This window comes from Paenibacillus sp. FSL K6-4396, assembly GCF_038002525.1.
GTDB classification, from domain to species: domain Bacteria; phylum Bacillota; class Bacilli; order Paenibacillales; family Paenibacillaceae; genus Paenibacillus; species Paenibacillus amylolyticus_B.
Genome location: NZ_JBBOCR010000001.1, coordinates 32,790 through 49,608 on the forward strand (window position 1 = coordinate 32,790; position 16,819 = coordinate 49,608).

Below are 16,819 nucleotides of genomic sequence, written 5' to 3' on the forward strand. Positions count from 1 at the left end.
TGAACAAAGGGACACTTTCCGATGAAACAACATTACTTTCATGAATCAGTCTCGCTGAGTCTCCGTTAACGGAGAGCGGGGGAACCAATAGGGCTTAAACATCGGTGTATTTGGCCGATGCGCAACGTTCGCTGACCCAAAAGCAGCGAAGGGATCTGCGAAGCCGTATTTGATTTCTTCTTTGGGTCTCGGGGTGAATTCAAGGGCGTCCGCCATGAGCGGGTGACCCAAGATAGGGCGGCTCTCTTTCGCCCGAACCCGACAGCTAACCTCGCAAGCGGAAAAAGAGAGGCAACCTCGTGCATGAATTTCCGATATTCAAAATCATTCGGAAGCCACGAAAGAGTTCCTCTTACACTCTTTCTTTGGCTTTTTTGTTTTTGAATAAAAGAAATATTGTCATCATACGGTAGGTATTCAGGAGGATGACATCATGTTGCGAAGATTGATTCATGGTGCAGAACCGGATTATGTTGGTCCAATCTGTGTTCTGTAGAAAATTTGGTATAGTCACGTCAAAGACATCATGCATTACTTTAGACGGCGAGGCTATGAAGGAGGACGGAGAAGTGGGCACATTCCAACCAGAAGAGACCCATGAGTCACGATCATCCAGTAAGTCTTTCGCGTTGCGGTGGAAGCATGAGAACATGCGTCAAATGGCATTGATCGCGATTTTCTCAATTGCGCTTACAATCATGATCTTGTTAGTCGTTTACGGTCAGGCCGGGAAACAAATTTCACTGGTTATTGATGGCAAAGCTCAGGTGGTAGAGACTCGTACAGGAATGCTTCAGGAAATGCTGGAGGAGCAGTCGATCACAGTCAGCCCTCACGATAAGGTATCCATGTCCATGAACGGGGCAATTACAGATGGAGACCGAATTGTTATTGAGCGGGCCGTTCCAGTTAACATTACGGCAGACGGAGACACCAAGACTCTGTATACAACGGATTCATCGGTAGAAGATGCAATTCAAAAATCAGGTATTCAAGTTGAAAGTAATGATAAAGTGTATCCGGCGCTTGGAACTGCGATCAAAGCGGAGATGAAGATCCGTGTAGTGCGCGTAACAAAGCGTACAGTCGAAGTAGAGCAACCGATCGCTTACAAAGTCATTAAAACGGCTGACCCTAGCTTGTACAAAGGGGATAACCGTGTCGTTGTGAACGGCAAAGAAGGCAAACTTGTGCAGCATATCGAAAAGGTATTTCAGGATGGAGAATTGGTCTCCAAAAAAATGGTCCGCAAATCTGTCGCGAATAATCGTGTAGATAAAGTGATCGCTGTCGGCACCAAAGCAAAACCGGTCGTGAAAGAACCTGAGATTCAGACCGTATCGGCTCAAACTTCAACAACCAAAAAGGCTACAACAACGAACTCGAAGAAAACATCTGCCTCGGGCAGCAAAGTGATTACCGTATCCGGGACTTCTTTTAAATACTCCAAAGTACTTAAAAATGTATCCATGACTGCCTACTCTTCTGAAGAGCCTGGCATTGGAACTAAAACAGCTTCCGGTACTCGTGTAACGGAAGGGCGCACCATTGCGGTTGATCCCAAAGTCATTCCAATTGGCTGGTGGGTATATATCGAAGGTCTGGGATTCCGTCGTGCGGAAGACACAGGCGGTGCGATTAAAGGGAACAAAATTGATGTGTATTATGACAGTGTGAAGCATGCCCTGAATTTTGGACGCAAGAAAGGCAAGACGGTCTACGTGATCGGTCCGGTGAAGCCGGAAGCGAACTAAAATCGTTTTACTTTGAAATGGGAATGCTATAAAATAGTTGCATGAATGATTCATGCGGAATATGCGGCGGAGGAGTCTGAATTCAGTCTCCCCCGCCGTTTGGCAGAGAAGAGGATATTCCTCTTCTTTTTGCGTTAGAAAGGAAGAAATGGAACATGATAAAAGAAGTCATTGTGGTGGAAGGCCGTGATGATACGGTAGCCATCCGTCGGGCCGTGGAAGCCGATACAATAGAAACAGGTGGATCAGCCATCAACCAACGCATTCTGAAGCGGATTGCGCTTGCTCAGGAGAGACGGGGAGTCATTGTACTGACAGATCCGGATCATGCCGGCGAACGCATTCGTAAAATTATTGCGAATAAGGTGCCTGGATGCAAGCATGCTTTCATTCCGGAAGCCGATGCAACGCGCAAAGGAGACATTGGGGTGGAGAATGCCTCACCAGAGGCGATCCGTCATGCTCTGGCGCGCGTACATACATCATACGAAGGTGCTCCGAGTCTGATCGATTGGGAGGACCTGATCGCGGCAGGACTTATCGTGCATCCGCAGGCTGCTGCACGTCGCATGGAGATGGGCAATCTGCTGGGCATCGGTTATTGTAACGGTAAGCAGTTCCACAAACGTCTCAGTGTATTTCAGATTACACGGGAAGAGTTCTCTACAGCATTAGCGCAAATTGAACGTGAAGGATTGTGAGCATATGAAGGACATGGAAGATACGATAGAAATTGCAACGCCCAAGCGAACGAAGGAGATTATTCAAAAACATGGATTCTCATTTAAGAAAAGTCTGGGTCAGAACTTTCTGATCGATCAAAATATACTGAACAAAATCGTTAATGCAGCCGACCTGGACGAGTCCAAGGGCGCACTAGAGATCGGGCCGGGTATTGGAGCCCTTACGGAGCGACTGGCTCGGGTAGCCGGTCCTGTCACAGCCGTAGAGATTGATCAGCGCTTGATCCCAATCCTGGGAGAAGTGATGCAGCCTTATTCGAATGTACGTGTTCATCATGGGGATGTGTTGAAGCTTGATCTGGCTGAGTTGTTTAATACGGATTTTGCATCCGTGGACAAAGTCAGTGTCGTGGCTAACCTGCCTTATTATGTAACGACTCCAATCATGATGAAACTGTTGGAAGAGAAGCTGCCGGTAGACAGTATTGTTGTCATGATCCAAAAAGAAGTGGCTGAACGGATGGCTGCTGCACCAGGATCAAAAGATTACGGCAGTCTAAGCATCGCAGTTCAGTATTACAGTACGCCGGAGCTTGTGTGTATTGTGCCGCCCACGGTCTTCATTCCGCAACCTAATGTGGAATCGGCTGTCATTAAGCTGAAAGTGCGCGAGCAACCGCCAGTGGAGATTCCGGATGAAGCACACTACTTCGAAGTGGTACAGGCTTCTTTTGCCCAGCGGAGAAAAACAATCTCAAACAACTTGAAAGCACGTTTCTTCACAAAGGATAACCGGGGACAGGCAGACATTCTGCTGGAGCAGGCAGGTATTCAACCGTCCCGACGTGGAGAGACGTTGAGTCTGCAAGAGTATGCCACACTCAGCACCGTAATGTGGGAAGCAGGGGTACGTGCAGCGCTGTAAAATTTGAATGAACCAAACCGGGTCTCTGCCCATACGATGGGGTAGAGGTGATTACGTTGATGAATATCGGAGACTTGGTCGTTCGGAAGTCATACGGCGGCGATGTGACTTTTCGGGTGGAAGGCCTCCAGTTGGATGCTGCGGTCATTAAAGGGACTGAGTTCCGGCTGCTTGCCGATTCCCCGGTGGACGATTTGATACAGGTTCCCTATGAACCGCAAAGCGCCAAGACCAGACAGGCGCATGTTAAAGCACATCAGACCCTGTCCCGCCTGCAGCAGAATCGTATGGAACAGGCTGAGCGGAATCGCGAAGGTCTGGTACAGGATTGGTCTGCTCAGCAGGAACCGGCTTATTTTGAAATGCCTGGAAAGGTGCTTCATCTGGATGGAGATCCGAACTATTTGAAAAAAAGTATGGATCTCTATGAGCAACTTCGTGTGCCCGCAGAGGGACAATATGTCCATGAATCGGCAATGGCAGATACCTTATACCGCTTATTACCCAAAGTACGTCCGGATATCGTAGTTATTACGGGTCATGATGGGGTGCTAAAGACACGTCAGCCCTATGACTTATATAGTCTTGGTAGCTACAAGAACTCGCAAAATTTTGTGTCGGCCATTCAGGTGGCCAGACAATATGAACGCCATCTGGACGCACTCACTATTGTGGCAGGGGCCTGTCAGTCCCATTTTGAGGCACTGCTGCGCGCTGGAGCGAACTTTGCCAGTTCTCCAGGCAGAATTCTCATTCATGCACTTGACCCGGTCTATGTGGCAGCCAAGGCCTCCTTCACATCTGTGCGTGATACGGTCAATATGAGTGATGTTCTGCACAATACCATCAGTGGTAGCCAGGGTGTGGGTGGTGTCGAGACACGGGGGAGTTACCGGGTAGGTCTGCCTGGGCTGAATGATTTATCTACGTTAAAAGTGAACCCGTCGGCAGTCTGATGTAGGCCATTTAAAGTCCCAATTTGGGGCTTTTTTTGTTTGCAAAAAAATTCATTGACAACAACTTTTTGATGCTGATATAATAATTAGTTTTGATTTGACAATGACTGTAAAATCCGGTATAATGGACAAGAAAAGAGGTGGTCGTCGACAATGGCTAAAAACACGCTGTTGGATATCAAACGCAATCTCGATGCACATATTGGTCAGAAAATTATGTTGCGGGCTAATGGTGGCCGCCGTAAGACCATTGAGCGTACGGGTGTATTGGAAGAAACGTACCCTTCTGTTTTTATTGTTAAGCTTGATGAGGAGCAAGAAACCTTCAAGCGAGTATCTTATAGTTATGCGGATATACTTACGGAGTCGGTGGAAGTCATGGTTTATGACCCGGGCAGCCAGACGCATAGCTCCTATATGGAGACGTAAGTATCGATTTACAGGCGATTCGCCCCACAAGGCGGATCGCTTTTTTGTTTTTTTAAACACCAATTCGTCCTCTAACGTAACCCATACATACTCAGGAATGAGCGAGGAACGGTCGCGGCATACTATATGGACAGGTGAAGGACAGTTTCTTAAAGCAATGCAGGAAACTGAATATAGCCTGATGACAAGATGTCCAAAACGTGAACGAACTCATCACATTATGAAGGATACTTTGGAGGAGGATGGTTCATGAGTCGCAGAAGAAGAAGTGTTATGTCAGAGGATCTGAAGAATGAGCTCGCGAAAGACCTGGGCTTCTATGATACGGTCCAACAGGAAGGTTGGGGTGGAATTAAAGCCAAGGATGCAGGAAACATGGTGAAAAGAGCCATTCAACTTGCTGAGCAGGCTGCCCGCAAATCTTAATCCGATTCAAACAGACTGAAAAGCGGGGAAATCCGTCAGGAATAACCCCGCTTTTTCCCCTTAGATGCGGAATACAAATGACTTGACAGCCCCATTTTGATATAATATGTTAAGTTGTCTTAGGGAAAAGGTGAGGACGGGTGAACGCCTTGAAAATTTACGAAAAAGCGCCTGCTAAAATTAATTTGATGCTGGACGTTTTACATAAAAGAAGCGACGGATTCCATGAAGTTGAAATGATCATGACCATGGTCGATCTGGCTGATCGGCTGGAAATGTCGGAGTTGCCGCGAGATACTATTTTCATCTCCAGTCAGGCGGGTTATATCCCGCTCGACGAGAAGAATCTGGCTTTCCAGGCAGCCAGACTCATTAAGGAGCGCTATAACGTGCGTACGGGTGTCCATATTCATCTGGATAAAAAGATTCCAGTTGCAGCCGGACTTGCCGGCGGCAGCAGTGATGCAGCAGCAGCGTTGCGTGGATTGAACCGTCTGTGGCGGTTGAATATACCGGATCACGAACTGCAGGAGCTTGGAGCTGAACTTGGGTCGGATGTTCCATTCTGTATCACAGGAGGAACTGCACTCGCTACAGGCCGTGGTGAGAAGTTAACTCCCATTCCTAATCCGCCGCAATGCTGGGTAATTCTGGCCAAGCCTCCGATTAATGTGTCTACAGCCGATGTGTACGGAAGGTTCCGCAGTGACAAGATTGTTCGTCATCCGAGTGCAGCTAAAATGGAGCAGGCTATTCGCAATCAATCATTTACGGAAGTCTGTAATCAGATGGGCAATGTGCTTGAAGATGTAACGTTGAAACTGTATCCGGAAGTTCAGCATCTGAAGGATGCCATGATTCGATTGGGTGCAGACGGCGTGTTAATGTCTGGTAGCGGTCCAACGGTATTTGGTCTGGTTTCCAAAGAATCCAAGGTTGCCCGGATATACAATGGTCTGCGAGGGTTCTGTAAAGAAGTGTACGCTGTGCGTATGTTGACGTAAAATTCGCTTTTATAATGTACAAACACGTATAAAGGTGTTATATTCTTAAATAATTATTCGGATTTGGATGTTTCCGTGATCGTGAGGATGGATCTCTGTGAAGAAGTTAAAACGAAGCGCAAGGCTGGTTGAAATGACGCAATACTTATTGTCCAGACCGCATACGGTTATTCCGTTGACCACATTTGCCGAACGTTATGGTGCCGCAAAGTCTTCAATTAGTGAAGATTTGGCGATTATCAAGGAAGTGTTCGAAGAAGGTGGGTCAGGAGAACTGCATACACTGGCTGGAGCAGCAGGGGGAGTAAGATGGATTCCGAAGGTATCCCGAGAACTGGCATTGGCATTTGCGGAGCGGCTCTCGACCCAGCTCGCGCAACCTGATCGGATCTTGCCTGGAGAATACCTGTACATGTCCGACTTGCTTGGTCAGCCTGCATTGATGAATGAAGCCGGCAAGATTTTTGCAACGGCCTTTGGCAATATGAATATTGATGTGGTTATGACGGTAGAAACCAAAGGAATTCCACTGGCTTATGCGACCGGTGCCCAGCTCAACCTGCCTGTCGTGCTCGTACGCAGGGACCATCAGGCTACAGAAGGATCGGCCGTAAGTATCAATTATGTATCCGGGTCCCATAAAAGTCTGCATACCATGTCCCTGTCCCGCAGGGCGATGCGTGAGCATTCCAGAGTACTTATTGTGGATGACTTCATGAAGGCCGGGGGTACGGTGCAAGGAATGATCGATCTTTTGGCCGAGTTTAATGCTACAGTAGCCGGGGTAGGGGTACTGGTGGAATCTGGTTCTGTAGATTCAGAAGAACGCCTGTTAACAGATTATGTATCTCTGGCGAAACTAACAGCGGTTGATGCCAAGAGCAGACAGATTTCCGTCAAGCCTGGAAACTATTTCGACCTGTAGAAAGATGACGAATGTTATGTCGTTAAAAGGTCTTTTCCATCGACCTGGCATGAACGTTGTCGAATTGTGTATTAAATAAAAAAATTCCTGAAATTAGGAAATTTTTGTGGTTATAAAAAGAAGGAGTTCGTATATGCTGTGTGGAATTATACACCAAGTTCTGATGGAAAAAGGTGGTGAACACACACATGCAAATTACGGATGTCAGACTCCGCCGTGTTAACTCGGAGGGGAGAATGAAGGCTATCGCATCCATTACCATCGATAACGAATTCGTCGTTCATGACATTCGTGTCATTGATGGTAACAACGGAATGTTTGTTGCTATGCCGAGCAAACGTACTCCTGATGGAGAGTTCCGTGATATCGCCCACCCGATCTCTTCCGGTACACGTGAGAAGATTCAGGCAGCAGTTTTGACTGAATACGATCGTGCGGCAACTGAGGAAGAAGTCATTGAAGAAGGTGCCTAAGAACATTATTGGGGTTCGAAGGAAAAGAGAGCCATGTCTTATGGCTCTCTTTTCTTTTTGACCGGAATAAGATATATTCAGTATTGAGTTTATTAGCAGAGAACAAAAAGCGCATCGTGCGCTTGGTGGCAGGGCGGCATCTTAGGAATCATTGGGATTCGGTTAAGCTCGCAGGTACACGGCGTATACATATAGGTCACGATTCGTTGGTGTCCGCGTTGTTACGTGTGATTACAGAGACAGCAGGCGATGAACAGGACCGGCTTGAAGCCGGCTGAACGATACTCATTGGATATAGATAAGCAATGCATTTCAATGGGTTTTTCAGAACAGGAGGTCGTTAATTTTGAAACGAATGGCAATCGTTCTTGCCGCAGGGCAAGGCAAACGAATGAAATCAAAATTGTACAAAGTACTGCATCCCGTATGCGGTAAACCTATGGTTGGACATGTGCTGGATGCAGCACTCAGCGCAGGCGTTGAACGCAGTGTGGTTGTCGTCGGCCATGGTGCCGAAGCGGTGCAGTCATTTTTAGGTTCCAGAGCAGAGTATGCACTCCAGGCGGAACAACTGGGCACAGGTCATGCAGTACAGCAAGTTAAATCCTTGCTTGGCGGCGAAGCAGGATCCACAATTGTGGTCTGTGGAGATACACCGCTCGTGACTCGTGAGACATTGGAAGGTCTGATGAATCACAATGAGAGTCGCGGGGCAGCAGCGACAGTACTTACGGCTCAGTTGGACAATCCCAAAGGTTACGGCCGAGTAATACGTGGAGAAGATGGTTCTGTACAGCGGATCGTAGAACAGAAGGATTGCAACGAACAGGAAGATGCTGTGAATGAGATTAACACAGGCACATACTGTTTCGATAATGCAAAATTGTTCGCTGCGCTGGATAAAGTAACGAACCAGAACGCTCAGGGAGAATATTATCTCACAGACGTAATCGGCATTTTGCGTAATGATGGAGATGTGGTTGAGGCTTACATGTCGGATGACATCGCTGAATCCATCGGGGTTAACGATCGATTGGCACTTTCGCAAGCCGAAGCCTTCATGCGTGAACGTCTTGCCGTACGCCATATGTTGAACGGTGTGACAATCATTGATCCGTCATCGACATATATCGGAGCGGATGTTACGATTGGATCAGATACAGTTTTGTATCCGGGGACGATCCTCAAAGGCACAACTTCCATCGGTGAAGCATGTCATATTGGTCCTCAGGCAGATGTGGAAGACAGCGTTATTCAGGACGGAGTTACGATTAAACATTCGGTAGTATCCAATGCCGAGGTTGGTTCTGATGCAACGGTAGGTCCATTTGCTAATTTGCGTCCAGGGACTAAACTGGGTCGCAACGTAAAAATTGGTGACTTTGTTGAAGTGAAAAATGCTACAATTGATGAAGGTTCCAAAGTATCTCATCTCAGCTATATTGGAGATGCCAAAGTAGGGAAAAACGTAAATGTTGGATGCGGGGCAATAACTGTCAATTATGATGGTTATAATAAAGCTGTGACAACGATTGAAGATGATGCTTTTGTAGGCAGCAACGTCAATCTGATTGCACCGATTACGGTAGGAAAAGGCGCTTATGTGGTTGCTGGTTCCACCGTTACCCATTCCGTTCCCGAGAATGATCTGGCCATTGCTCGTCCACGTCAGGAGAATAAACCTGGTTATGCGGAGAAGATTCGCGGACGTGCCAAAGCCAAGAAACAAAATGCCAAACCCCAATAAGGGGTTTTGATAACAAGATTGCCTCCCGAAGATCGGGAGGTGCCGACATGTCGCAGACGCTTATTGATTCCAATGAACCAGCACGGAGGGTTTTTATTTTATGACTTATTTTGATTCGAAATTAAAAATATTTACTTGCAATTCTAACCCCAAGCTTGCCCATCAAATTGCTGATTATATCGGGATCCCTATGGGTGAATCTCACACAACCAGCTTTAGTGATGGCGAGATTCAAGTGAAACTCTCCGAGAGTGTTCGGGGTTGTCACGTTTATATCGTGCAGTCCACTTGCTTGCCGGTTAATGATAACCTGATGGAAATGCTCGTTATGATTGATGCACTCAAACGGGCATCTGCCAAGACGATTAACGTCGTTATTCCTTACTATGGGTATGCAAGACAGGATCGCAAGGCACGTTCGCGTGACCCGATTACAGCGAAACTGGTTGCCAACCTTATTGAAAAAGCGGGTGCAACCCGTGTTATCGCGATGGACTTGCATGCAATGCAGATCCAGGGATTCTTCGACATTCCAGTCGACCATTTGCTTGGCGTGCCAATTCTGGCTCAATATTTCCGGTCGAAACAGATCGAAAATCCGGTTGTTGTGTCGCCTGACCACGGTGGCGTAGTGCGCGCACGTAAACTGGCTGATTTCCTGAATGCACCCCTGGCAATTATCGATAAACGCCGTCCTGAGCCAAATGTGAGCGAAGTGATGAACATTATCGGTAACATCGAGGGTAAAACAGCTATCCTGATCGATGACATTATTGACACGGCGGGAACAATTGTACTGGGAGCGAATGCTCTGATGGAAGGCGGCGTAAAAGAAGTATACGCGTGCTGTACTCACCCGGTATTGTCCGGACCTGCGATGGAACGTTTGGAGAATGCACCATTGAAGGAAGTCATCGTAACGGATACCATTCCAATTACGCATGCTAATCCGACAAGCAAACTCAAAGTGTTGTCTGTAGCGCCTTTGCTCGGAGAAGCAATTATCCGGGTTCATGAGGAATTGTCAATCAGCAAGCTGTTTGAAATTGAATAAGGATGTCTGCATAAAGTAGTAGAGGGGTTACGTTTTCCGGTTCAATGGAAAATGTAACCCCTGTCGGCGTGCCGTTTTATTAAAAGTGAAACAGACGCTGGTCAGCTAATACCCCGGGCGGGAGATAAATCGGAAACGACGCCGATGAAAAAGCGTGTCGGCAATTTCGACGAATTGATTATCGAAACGTGTGATTAGACCAATCTCAATATGGGTGTCGCGGTCGTATACCTGTACAGGTACGTGATATTCGAGATGATAGATAAAATCGTTATGTTGAGTCAGTTGTCCATTGTCTTCGCGCAAAACCCGCTCACCTTCCTGGGTCGATAAAATATTAACTGTGAACACTACAGTAAATCGATCTTTACTTTCTTGATATTATATGAAATATAAGATTCGAAGTCTATGCCTCACCTCAGGCTAATCCGAAGGAGGGAACAAGATGAAGTGGATTGTCGGACTTGGAAATCCAGGCTCGAACTATGCCAAAACCCGTCATAATATCGGTTTTATGGCACTGGATCGGTTGGCTGATCGTCATAATATCTCCATTACACAGAATAAATGTAAAGCGCTGATTGGAGAAGGCAATATTGGCGGTGTGAAAACTGTACTGATCAAACCAATGACCTATATGAACTTGTCTGGTGAATCGGTTCGAGCATATATGGATTTTTATAAAGTTAGTCTTGAAGATCTGATTGTTGTGTACGACGACATGGATACAGAGATTGGCAAAGTCAGATTGCGTTACCAAGGTAGTGCAGGCGGACATAATGGAATCAAGTCCATTATTCAGCATACCGGTACACAGCAGTTTAACCGGGTACGCATGGGAATATCCCGGCCTGAACCAGGACATGCCATTGTTGATTATGTACTGTCGACATTCATGAAGAAAGAAAAAGAAGCCCTTGATCAGACCATTGAGCAAACATGTGATGCTCTGGAGCATAGCTTGACTCATACGTTTGAACAAACAATGGCGAAGTTTAACGGTTAATTTTGTTAGACATACTGATAAAATGATCATACAAGACGGGTTCAATTCAGCCATACTGGACATACTGGATGTATAAACCATGTTCAGGAGGCATAAACATGTCAGTGAATTACGTATGTAGGCATTGCCGTACCTTTATTGGACGAATCGATTCTGCCCGGATAACGGAAGTAGAGCTCGGCTTTCATTTCTTGACCCCCGACGAGCGGAGGGATATAATAGCGTATAATTCCGGTGGTGACATTACCGTTCGGATTACATGTGATTACTGTAAGGAAGCCCTGGAGCACAATCCAGAGCTTAGCCTGCTCGCGAGTCCGCTTCAGTAGACATCGCCCGTACAGGATCGAATGACAGTTGAGGGCGGTTGCGTAATAACGCTCCACCTTTTATAGCCTTGGCAGCCTGCTGAGGCTTCTTTTCAGTTGGCATGAAAGCCATCGCTATCTCGAAATCAGGCTCAGCCGCATCAACAGATGTGGCAATGTTACGAGTAATCCGATATGATGAAACAGGACAAAAAGGAATTTGTATCCATTTTAATAGTGATGTTACGCGTATGCGTGAGATAATCAAGTAAGTTATAAGAGAGGTGCCCCTTTTGTTACAAGCACTTATACAGGCTTTTTCCAAAGATCCGGACTTCGGGTCCATTACAGCCGGAATCAAGTCCGGCATGAAGGAACAATTGGTTTCAGGTCTATCCGGCTCGGCGCGTCAGATTATGCTGGCTGCCTTGCATCAGGAAATGAACCGACCATTGCTCGTAGTAACACATAATATGTTTTCAGCTCAAAAAATTGCAGAAGATTTACAGGAAGCGCTTTCACCTGATCAGGTGTTAATCTATCCTGCCAACGAACTTGTCGCTGCTGAAGCTGCTGTTTCCAGCCCGGAAACATTGGGTCAGCGTATTGATGTGTTGGTCCGCTGCGCCCAGGGATTCAGGGGCGTTGTTGTTATTCCTTTTTCCGGGGTAAGACGTTATGTTCCGCTTCCGGAAGTGATGGCCAATGCTCGAATTTTGATTAAACAGGGCAACACACTTCAACTGGACTCTTTCCTGCTGGAGATGGTAAAGCTCGGATATGATCGTGTGGAACGCGTGGAATCTCGTGGTGAGATGAGTGTACGCGGAGGTATCATCGACTTCTATCCGGTTACTTCATCGATCGCATATCGGGTGGAGTTATTTGATGATGAGATCGACTCCATTCGGACATTTGACCCCGCGGATCAGCGTTCGATTGAACGGATTGAGGAAATTACGGTTTTACCATGCAAGGAGTTAATTGCAGATCGTGAACGAATGGAAAAGGCTGCCGATGCGGCTGCTCTTTTGCTGGAGCAACAGCTGGAGAAAATGACGGATCGGCAGGCGAAGCTGCGTCTCCGTGAAGAAATTCACCGGGAGATCGAGCTTTTGCGGGAGCACGTGTATTTCTCCGAAATGTATAAATATATTTCTCCGCTCTATCCGGAGAACAAAACGATCTACGACTATATGCCAGAAGATACCCTGCTGGTTCTTGATGAGCCTGCCAGACTATCGGAGACATCGAAACAGCTTGACCGTGATGAATCGGAGTGGAATCTTCATTTGATGCAAAACGGAAAAACACTTCCGGATCTTCCTTTATCTGCAGACGGTGATGAACTCTTGTATGAGCGTCCATTCCAGACGCTATTTATGTCGATTTTTTTGCGCCAAGTTCCACACACCCAACCACAGAACATTCTGAACTTCATCAGTCGTGGCATGCAGGATTTCCACGGACAGATGAACGTACTGAAGGCAGAGATGGAGCGTTGGCATAAGGCTGGAGTCCAAGTGCTCATGCTGGCGAACGGTGAGGAGCGACTCGAGCGGATGCGCCGGGTACTGATGGACTATGATATTCCAGAGCCAGAGATGATGATCGGTAATTTGCAAACGGGATTTGAAATGCCGTCCATTCATTTGGCTGTTGTGACCGAGGGCGAGATGTTCTCGCAAAAACAGCGTAAAGTACGCAAACCGATTCGGAATGTAGACAATGCTGAACGGATCAAATCCTATAGCGAGCTAAAAGTGGGCGATTATGTCGTTCATCAGAACCACGGGATTGGTAAGTACCTTGGGATCGGCACCCTCGAGGTAGGCGGTATTCATAAGGACTACATGCATATTCTCTATGCGGGTGGAGACAAACTGTCTGTACCTATTGAACAGATTGATTTGATTCAGAAATATGTAGGTTCCGAAGAAAAAGAACCGAAAATATACAAACTGGGCGGCAATGAGTGGACACGGGTTAAAAATAAAGTCCGCACATCCGTACAGGATATTGCTGATGATCTAATTAAGCTGTATGCAGAGCGTCAGACCTCCAAAGGGTTTGGATTCGACAAGGATTCTGCGGAGCAGCAGGAATTTGAGGACATGTTCCCTTACGATGAGACACGTGATCAGGTGCGTGCGATCGAAGAAATCAAGAAGGACATGGAACAAAACCGTCCAATGGATCGTTTATTGTGTGGGGATGTTGGTTACGGCAAAACCGAGGTGGCTATTCGGGCTGCATTTAAAGCAGCTATTGAAGGCAAACAGGTGGCTGTACTCGTGCCAACAACCATTTTGGCACAGCAGCATTTTGAGACGTTCCGTGAGCGCTTCTCCGGTTATCCGTTCAACATTCATGTGCTTAGCCGGTTCCGCTCCCGTAAAGAGCAGAATGAAACAGCCAAAGGCATCAAGGCAGGCACAGTGGATATTGTCATCGGGACGCATCGATTGCTGTCGCAGGACCTGGTGTTCAAGGACCTGGGACTGCTGATTGTCGATGAAGAGCAGCGCTTCGGAGTAACTCATAAGGAAAAACTGAAGAAGCTGAAAACCAATGTGGATGTGCTGACGCTGACGGCAACGCCGATTCCGCGTACGCTCCATATGTCCATGCTGGGTGTGCGTGATCTGTCCGTTATCGAGACTCCTCCAGAGAATCGTTTCCCGGTGCAGACCTATGTGGTTGAACACAGCCAGGCGCTTGTTCGGGAAGCCATTGAGCGTGAGCTTGCCCGTGGTGGGCAAGTGTATTACCTCTACAACCGTGTTCAGGGAATTCAGGAGATGGCTGCCGAAATTTCTGAGCTTGTGCCTGAAGCCAAAGTTGGTGTGGGACATGGTCAGATGTCGGAAACAGAGCTGGAGAAAACGATTCTGGACTTCCTGGATGGTGAATATGACGTGCTTGTGAGCACAAGTATCATCGAGACCGGGGTAGATATTCCAAACGTAAATACACTGATCGTACATGATGCGGATAAAATGGGACTTTCCCAGCTGTATCAGCTGCGCGGGCGTGTGGGTCGTTCCAACCGTATTGCGTATGCCTATTTTACGTACCAACGGGATAAAGTGCTTACTGAAGTTGCTGAGAAACGTCTGCAATCCATCAAAGAATTCACCGAACTGGGTTCAGGATTCAAAATCGCCATGCGTGACTTGTCGATTCGTGGTGCGGGAAATCTGCTAGGAGCGGAGCAGCATGGTTTCATCGCTTCCGTCGGGTTTGATCTGTATTCCCAGATGCTCGCAGAGGAGATCAACAAACGCAAAGTTACGATGCTTGGTGAAGAGCCGGTACCTTCAGACGAGTGGAACACAACCCTGGATCTCAGTATCGATGCCTACTTGCCGTCCGATTATATCTATGACAGTATCCAGAAGATTGAGATCTACAAAAAAGTGGCGGTCATTGCATCCTTCGACGATGCAATGGAGTTGGAAGACGAATTGGTTGATCGGTTCGGTGATCTTCCGGAAGCTGTCATTAACTTGCTGGCTGTTGCGCGGATGAAAGTATACGGCAAAATCTACGGCATTGAATCCATCTCCCAACGTGGTGAGGACATTACTGTGAAGTTCTATGAAGGGCGTGAACATGCCTTTGAACTCTCAAAAATCGCGCACATTGGAAATCAGTTCGAAAGACGTGTACAATTTGAACAAGGACCCCATATGCTGATTCACGCTAAAGGCAAGGGGCTTGGGGATAAGCAACTGATGGAGCTGGTAGAGAAAATTCTGGAGTCCATGAAAACTGCTTTTAAATCAAAGGGGGAACTAAAGGATGTTACCAAAGTATAAAAAAGTAGGAAAAGTACTGTCTGTGAGCATGGTCGCAGTACTATCCTTATCACTGCTTGCTGCATGTGGCAAGAAGGAAGAAGCAAAAACACCGGAATCGACGGATACAAGTGCTGTAGTCGCTACGTATGATGGTGGTACTATTACAGCCAATGAATTTGACATGGAGCAACGTGTCATGAAATTCCTCTATCCGGAGTATGCACAAATGATGGATATGGACGATTTCAAAGAGTATCTGGTGAAACAGGAAGTTGCTTATGAATATCTGAGTGGCAAAGCAAGCGAAGATGCCAAAACAGCCGGTACCAAAGCGGCAACTGAGCAATTCGATAAAATGAAAGCTTCTGTTCAGGCAGATCAATGGACAGAAATGCTCAAAGCTCAGAACCTGACAGACGATAACATTAAAAACTACATGACTCGGATCATGACAGTAATCAAAGATAAAGAAACAGGCGTTACGGACGATGCAATCAAGGCTGAGTTTGAGAAAAACAAAGATCAGTTCACAACGGCTTCCGTCCGTCACGTGCTGATTAACTTCACAGATCCAAAAACGCAAAAAGAGCGTAAAAAAGAAGATGCACTTAAAATTGCAAAAGAAGTAAAAACCAAGTTGGATGGCGGAGCTGATTTTGCTGAAATTGCAAAAAAATATTCCGAAGATCCAGGTTCTGCTGAGAAGGGTGGACTGTATGAAAATACACCTGTAGGCAGCTGGGTAGAGGCATTTAAGGAAGCTGCAAAAACATTGCCACTGAACAAAATCAGTGATCCAGTAGAGACAGAGTACGGTTACCACGTCATGAAAGTGGAAGCTCGTACAGAAGCTGACTTTGCTAAATTGACGGCTGAACAAAAAGAAAGTCTGAAGAGCCAATTGGCAGCTGCTGAGATCGATACGTTCATGCAAAATGAGTTGGACAAAATCGTAAAAGAAGTTAAGTTGCCAAAAACAGAAAAAGCTGAAGAAGGCAAAACTGAAGGTACAACGGGTACAGGAACTGAAGGAGAGAAAACAACCGAACCAAAAACGGATGACTCCACAGGTACGGATACCAAGACTGACCAAGGTACGACTGGAACAGACAAAGATGCAACTACAGATGAAGGTACAAGCAGTAAGTAAGCTGGTAAAATTGCTGTGTTAGCATACGTTCAGGGTTGAATTCGCCCGAAATGAATGCCTTGTACTACGTAAATATGGACAACCATACAGAGAAGCAAGGGGAGGACTTAGGACCTCCTTCTTGCTTCTTCTTTTATATATTCAAGCCGTATGGGTACATGGTCGCCTTCTTCGAA

17 protein-coding genes and 1 riboswitch are annotated in these 16,819 nt (G+C 46.7%); of the genes, 16 read left to right on the forward strand and 1 reads right to left on the reverse strand.

Going from position 1 to position 16,819, the window contains the following annotated elements:
* The first annotated feature begins 42 nt into the window (after positions 1 to 42).
* Positions 43 to 296: riboswitch (cyclic di-AMP (ydaO/yuaA leader) on the forward strand.
* A gap of 273 nt (positions 297 to 569) precedes the next feature.
* The 12 genes from MHB85_RS00150 (at position 570) to MHB85_RS00205 (ending at position 10,376) form a co-directional block, all read left to right on the forward strand.
* On the forward strand, positions 570 to 1,754 hold the full coding sequence (locus tag MHB85_RS00150) for a 3D domain-containing protein (protein ID WP_091018335.1): 1,185 nt from the start codon (positions 570 to 572) through the stop codon (positions 1,752 to 1,754).
* A 155-nt stretch (positions 1,755 to 1,909) separates the two neighbouring features.
* A complete protein-coding gene (gene rnmV, locus MHB85_RS00155; RefSeq protein ID WP_017691379.1) occupies positions 1,910 to 2,455 on the forward strand; it encodes a ribonuclease M5 in 546 nt (181 codons plus the stop codon).
* Between the two features lie 4 nt (positions 2,456 to 2,459).
* Positions 2,460 to 3,362: a 16S rRNA (adenine(1518)-N(6)/adenine(1519)-N(6))-dimethyltransferase RsmA gene (gene rsmA, locus MHB85_RS00160; RefSeq protein ID WP_192136392.1), complete on the forward strand. Its 903-nt coding sequence runs from the start codon at positions 2,460 to 2,462 to the stop codon at positions 3,360 to 3,362.
* 59 nt (positions 3,363 to 3,421) lie between these two features.
* A complete protein-coding gene (gene yabG, locus MHB85_RS00165) occupies positions 3,422 to 4,318 on the forward strand; it encodes a sporulation peptidase YabG (protein WP_091018332.1) in 897 nt (298 codons plus the stop codon).
* Between the two features lie 153 nt (positions 4,319 to 4,471).
* Positions 4,472 to 4,747 (forward strand): biofilm formation stimulator Veg, encoded by a 276-nt coding sequence (gene veg, locus MHB85_RS00170; protein ID WP_017691376.1) that lies wholly within the window; start codon positions 4,472 to 4,474, stop codon positions 4,745 to 4,747.
* A gap of 249 nt (positions 4,748 to 4,996) precedes the next feature.
* Positions 4,997 to 5,173, forward strand: a complete 177-nt coding sequence (locus tag MHB85_RS00175) for a small, acid-soluble spore protein, alpha/beta type (RefSeq protein ID WP_017691375.1) — start codon at positions 4,997 to 4,999, stop codon at positions 5,171 to 5,173.
* Positions 5,174 to 5,322: 149 nt separating this feature from the next.
* Entirely contained in the window at positions 5,323 to 6,177 is an 855-nt protein-coding gene (gene ispE, locus MHB85_RS00180) for a 4-(cytidine 5'-diphospho)-2-C-methyl-D-erythritol kinase (protein ID WP_036606140.1), read from the forward strand.
* 97 nt (positions 6,178 to 6,274) lie between these two features.
* Positions 6,275 to 7,102 (forward strand): pur operon repressor, encoded by an 828-nt coding sequence (gene purR, locus MHB85_RS00185; RefSeq protein WP_017691373.1) that lies wholly within the window; start codon positions 6,275 to 6,277, stop codon positions 7,100 to 7,102.
* A gap of 188 nt (positions 7,103 to 7,290) precedes the next feature.
* Positions 7,291 to 7,575 carry a septation regulator SpoVG gene (gene spoVG, locus MHB85_RS00190; RefSeq protein ID WP_017691372.1) on the forward strand — a complete coding sequence of 95 codons (285 nt, stop codon included), beginning with the start codon at positions 7,291 to 7,293 and terminating at the stop codon, positions 7,573 to 7,575.
* An 83-nt stretch (positions 7,576 to 7,658) separates the two neighbouring features.
* Positions 7,659 to 7,853: a hypothetical protein gene (locus MHB85_RS00195; protein WP_124118801.1), complete on the forward strand. Its 195-nt coding sequence runs from the start codon at positions 7,659 to 7,661 to the stop codon at positions 7,851 to 7,853.
* 77 nt (positions 7,854 to 7,930) lie between these two features.
* Positions 7,931 to 9,322, forward strand: coding sequence for a bifunctional UDP-N-acetylglucosamine diphosphorylase/glucosamine-1-phosphate N-acetyltransferase GlmU (gene glmU / locus MHB85_RS00200; RefSeq protein ID WP_197997996.1), 1,392 nt, complete (start codon positions 7,931 to 7,933; stop codon positions 9,320 to 9,322).
* A gap of 100 nt (positions 9,323 to 9,422) precedes the next feature.
* Positions 9,423 to 10,376 carry a ribose-phosphate diphosphokinase gene (locus tag MHB85_RS00205; RefSeq protein ID WP_017691370.1) on the forward strand — a complete coding sequence of 318 codons (954 nt, stop codon included), beginning with the start codon at positions 9,423 to 9,425 and terminating at the stop codon, positions 10,374 to 10,376.
* A gap of 105 nt (positions 10,377 to 10,481) precedes the next feature.
* On the opposite strand, the gene MHB85_RS00210 is transcribed toward MHB85_RS00205, so the two are convergent.
* The gene (locus MHB85_RS00210) at positions 10,482 to 10,727 is read right to left on the reverse strand and encodes a hypothetical protein (RefSeq protein ID WP_341072207.1); all 246 of its coding nucleotides are present in this window, start codon (positions 10,725 to 10,727) and stop codon (positions 10,482 to 10,484) included.
* 94 nt (positions 10,728 to 10,821) lie between these two features.
* On the opposite strand from MHB85_RS00210, the gene pth reads away from it, so the two are divergent.
* The 4 genes from pth (at position 10,822) to MHB85_RS00230 (ending at position 16,643) form a co-directional block, all read left to right on the forward strand.
* Entirely contained in the window at positions 10,822 to 11,382 is a 561-nt protein-coding gene (pth, locus tag MHB85_RS00215; RefSeq protein WP_036606126.1) for an aminoacyl-tRNA hydrolase, read from the forward strand.
* Between the two features lie 98 nt (positions 11,383 to 11,480).
* Positions 11,481 to 11,711 (forward strand): anti-sigma-F factor Fin family protein, encoded by a 231-nt coding sequence (locus tag MHB85_RS00220; RefSeq protein WP_017691368.1) that lies wholly within the window; start codon positions 11,481 to 11,483, stop codon positions 11,709 to 11,711.
* A 272-nt stretch (positions 11,712 to 11,983) separates the two neighbouring features.
* Complete coding sequence (gene mfd, locus MHB85_RS00225; protein ID WP_192136394.1) at positions 11,984 to 15,511, forward strand: transcription-repair coupling factor; 3,528 nt, start codon at positions 11,984 to 11,986, stop codon at positions 15,509 to 15,511.
* Entirely contained in the window at positions 15,495 to 16,643 is a 1,149-nt protein-coding gene (locus tag MHB85_RS00230; RefSeq protein ID WP_091018326.1) for a peptidylprolyl isomerase, read from the forward strand. Before mfd ends, MHB85_RS00230 begins: the two co-directional genes overlap by 17 nt.
* The last annotated feature ends 176 nt before the right edge of the window (positions 16,644 to 16,819 follow it).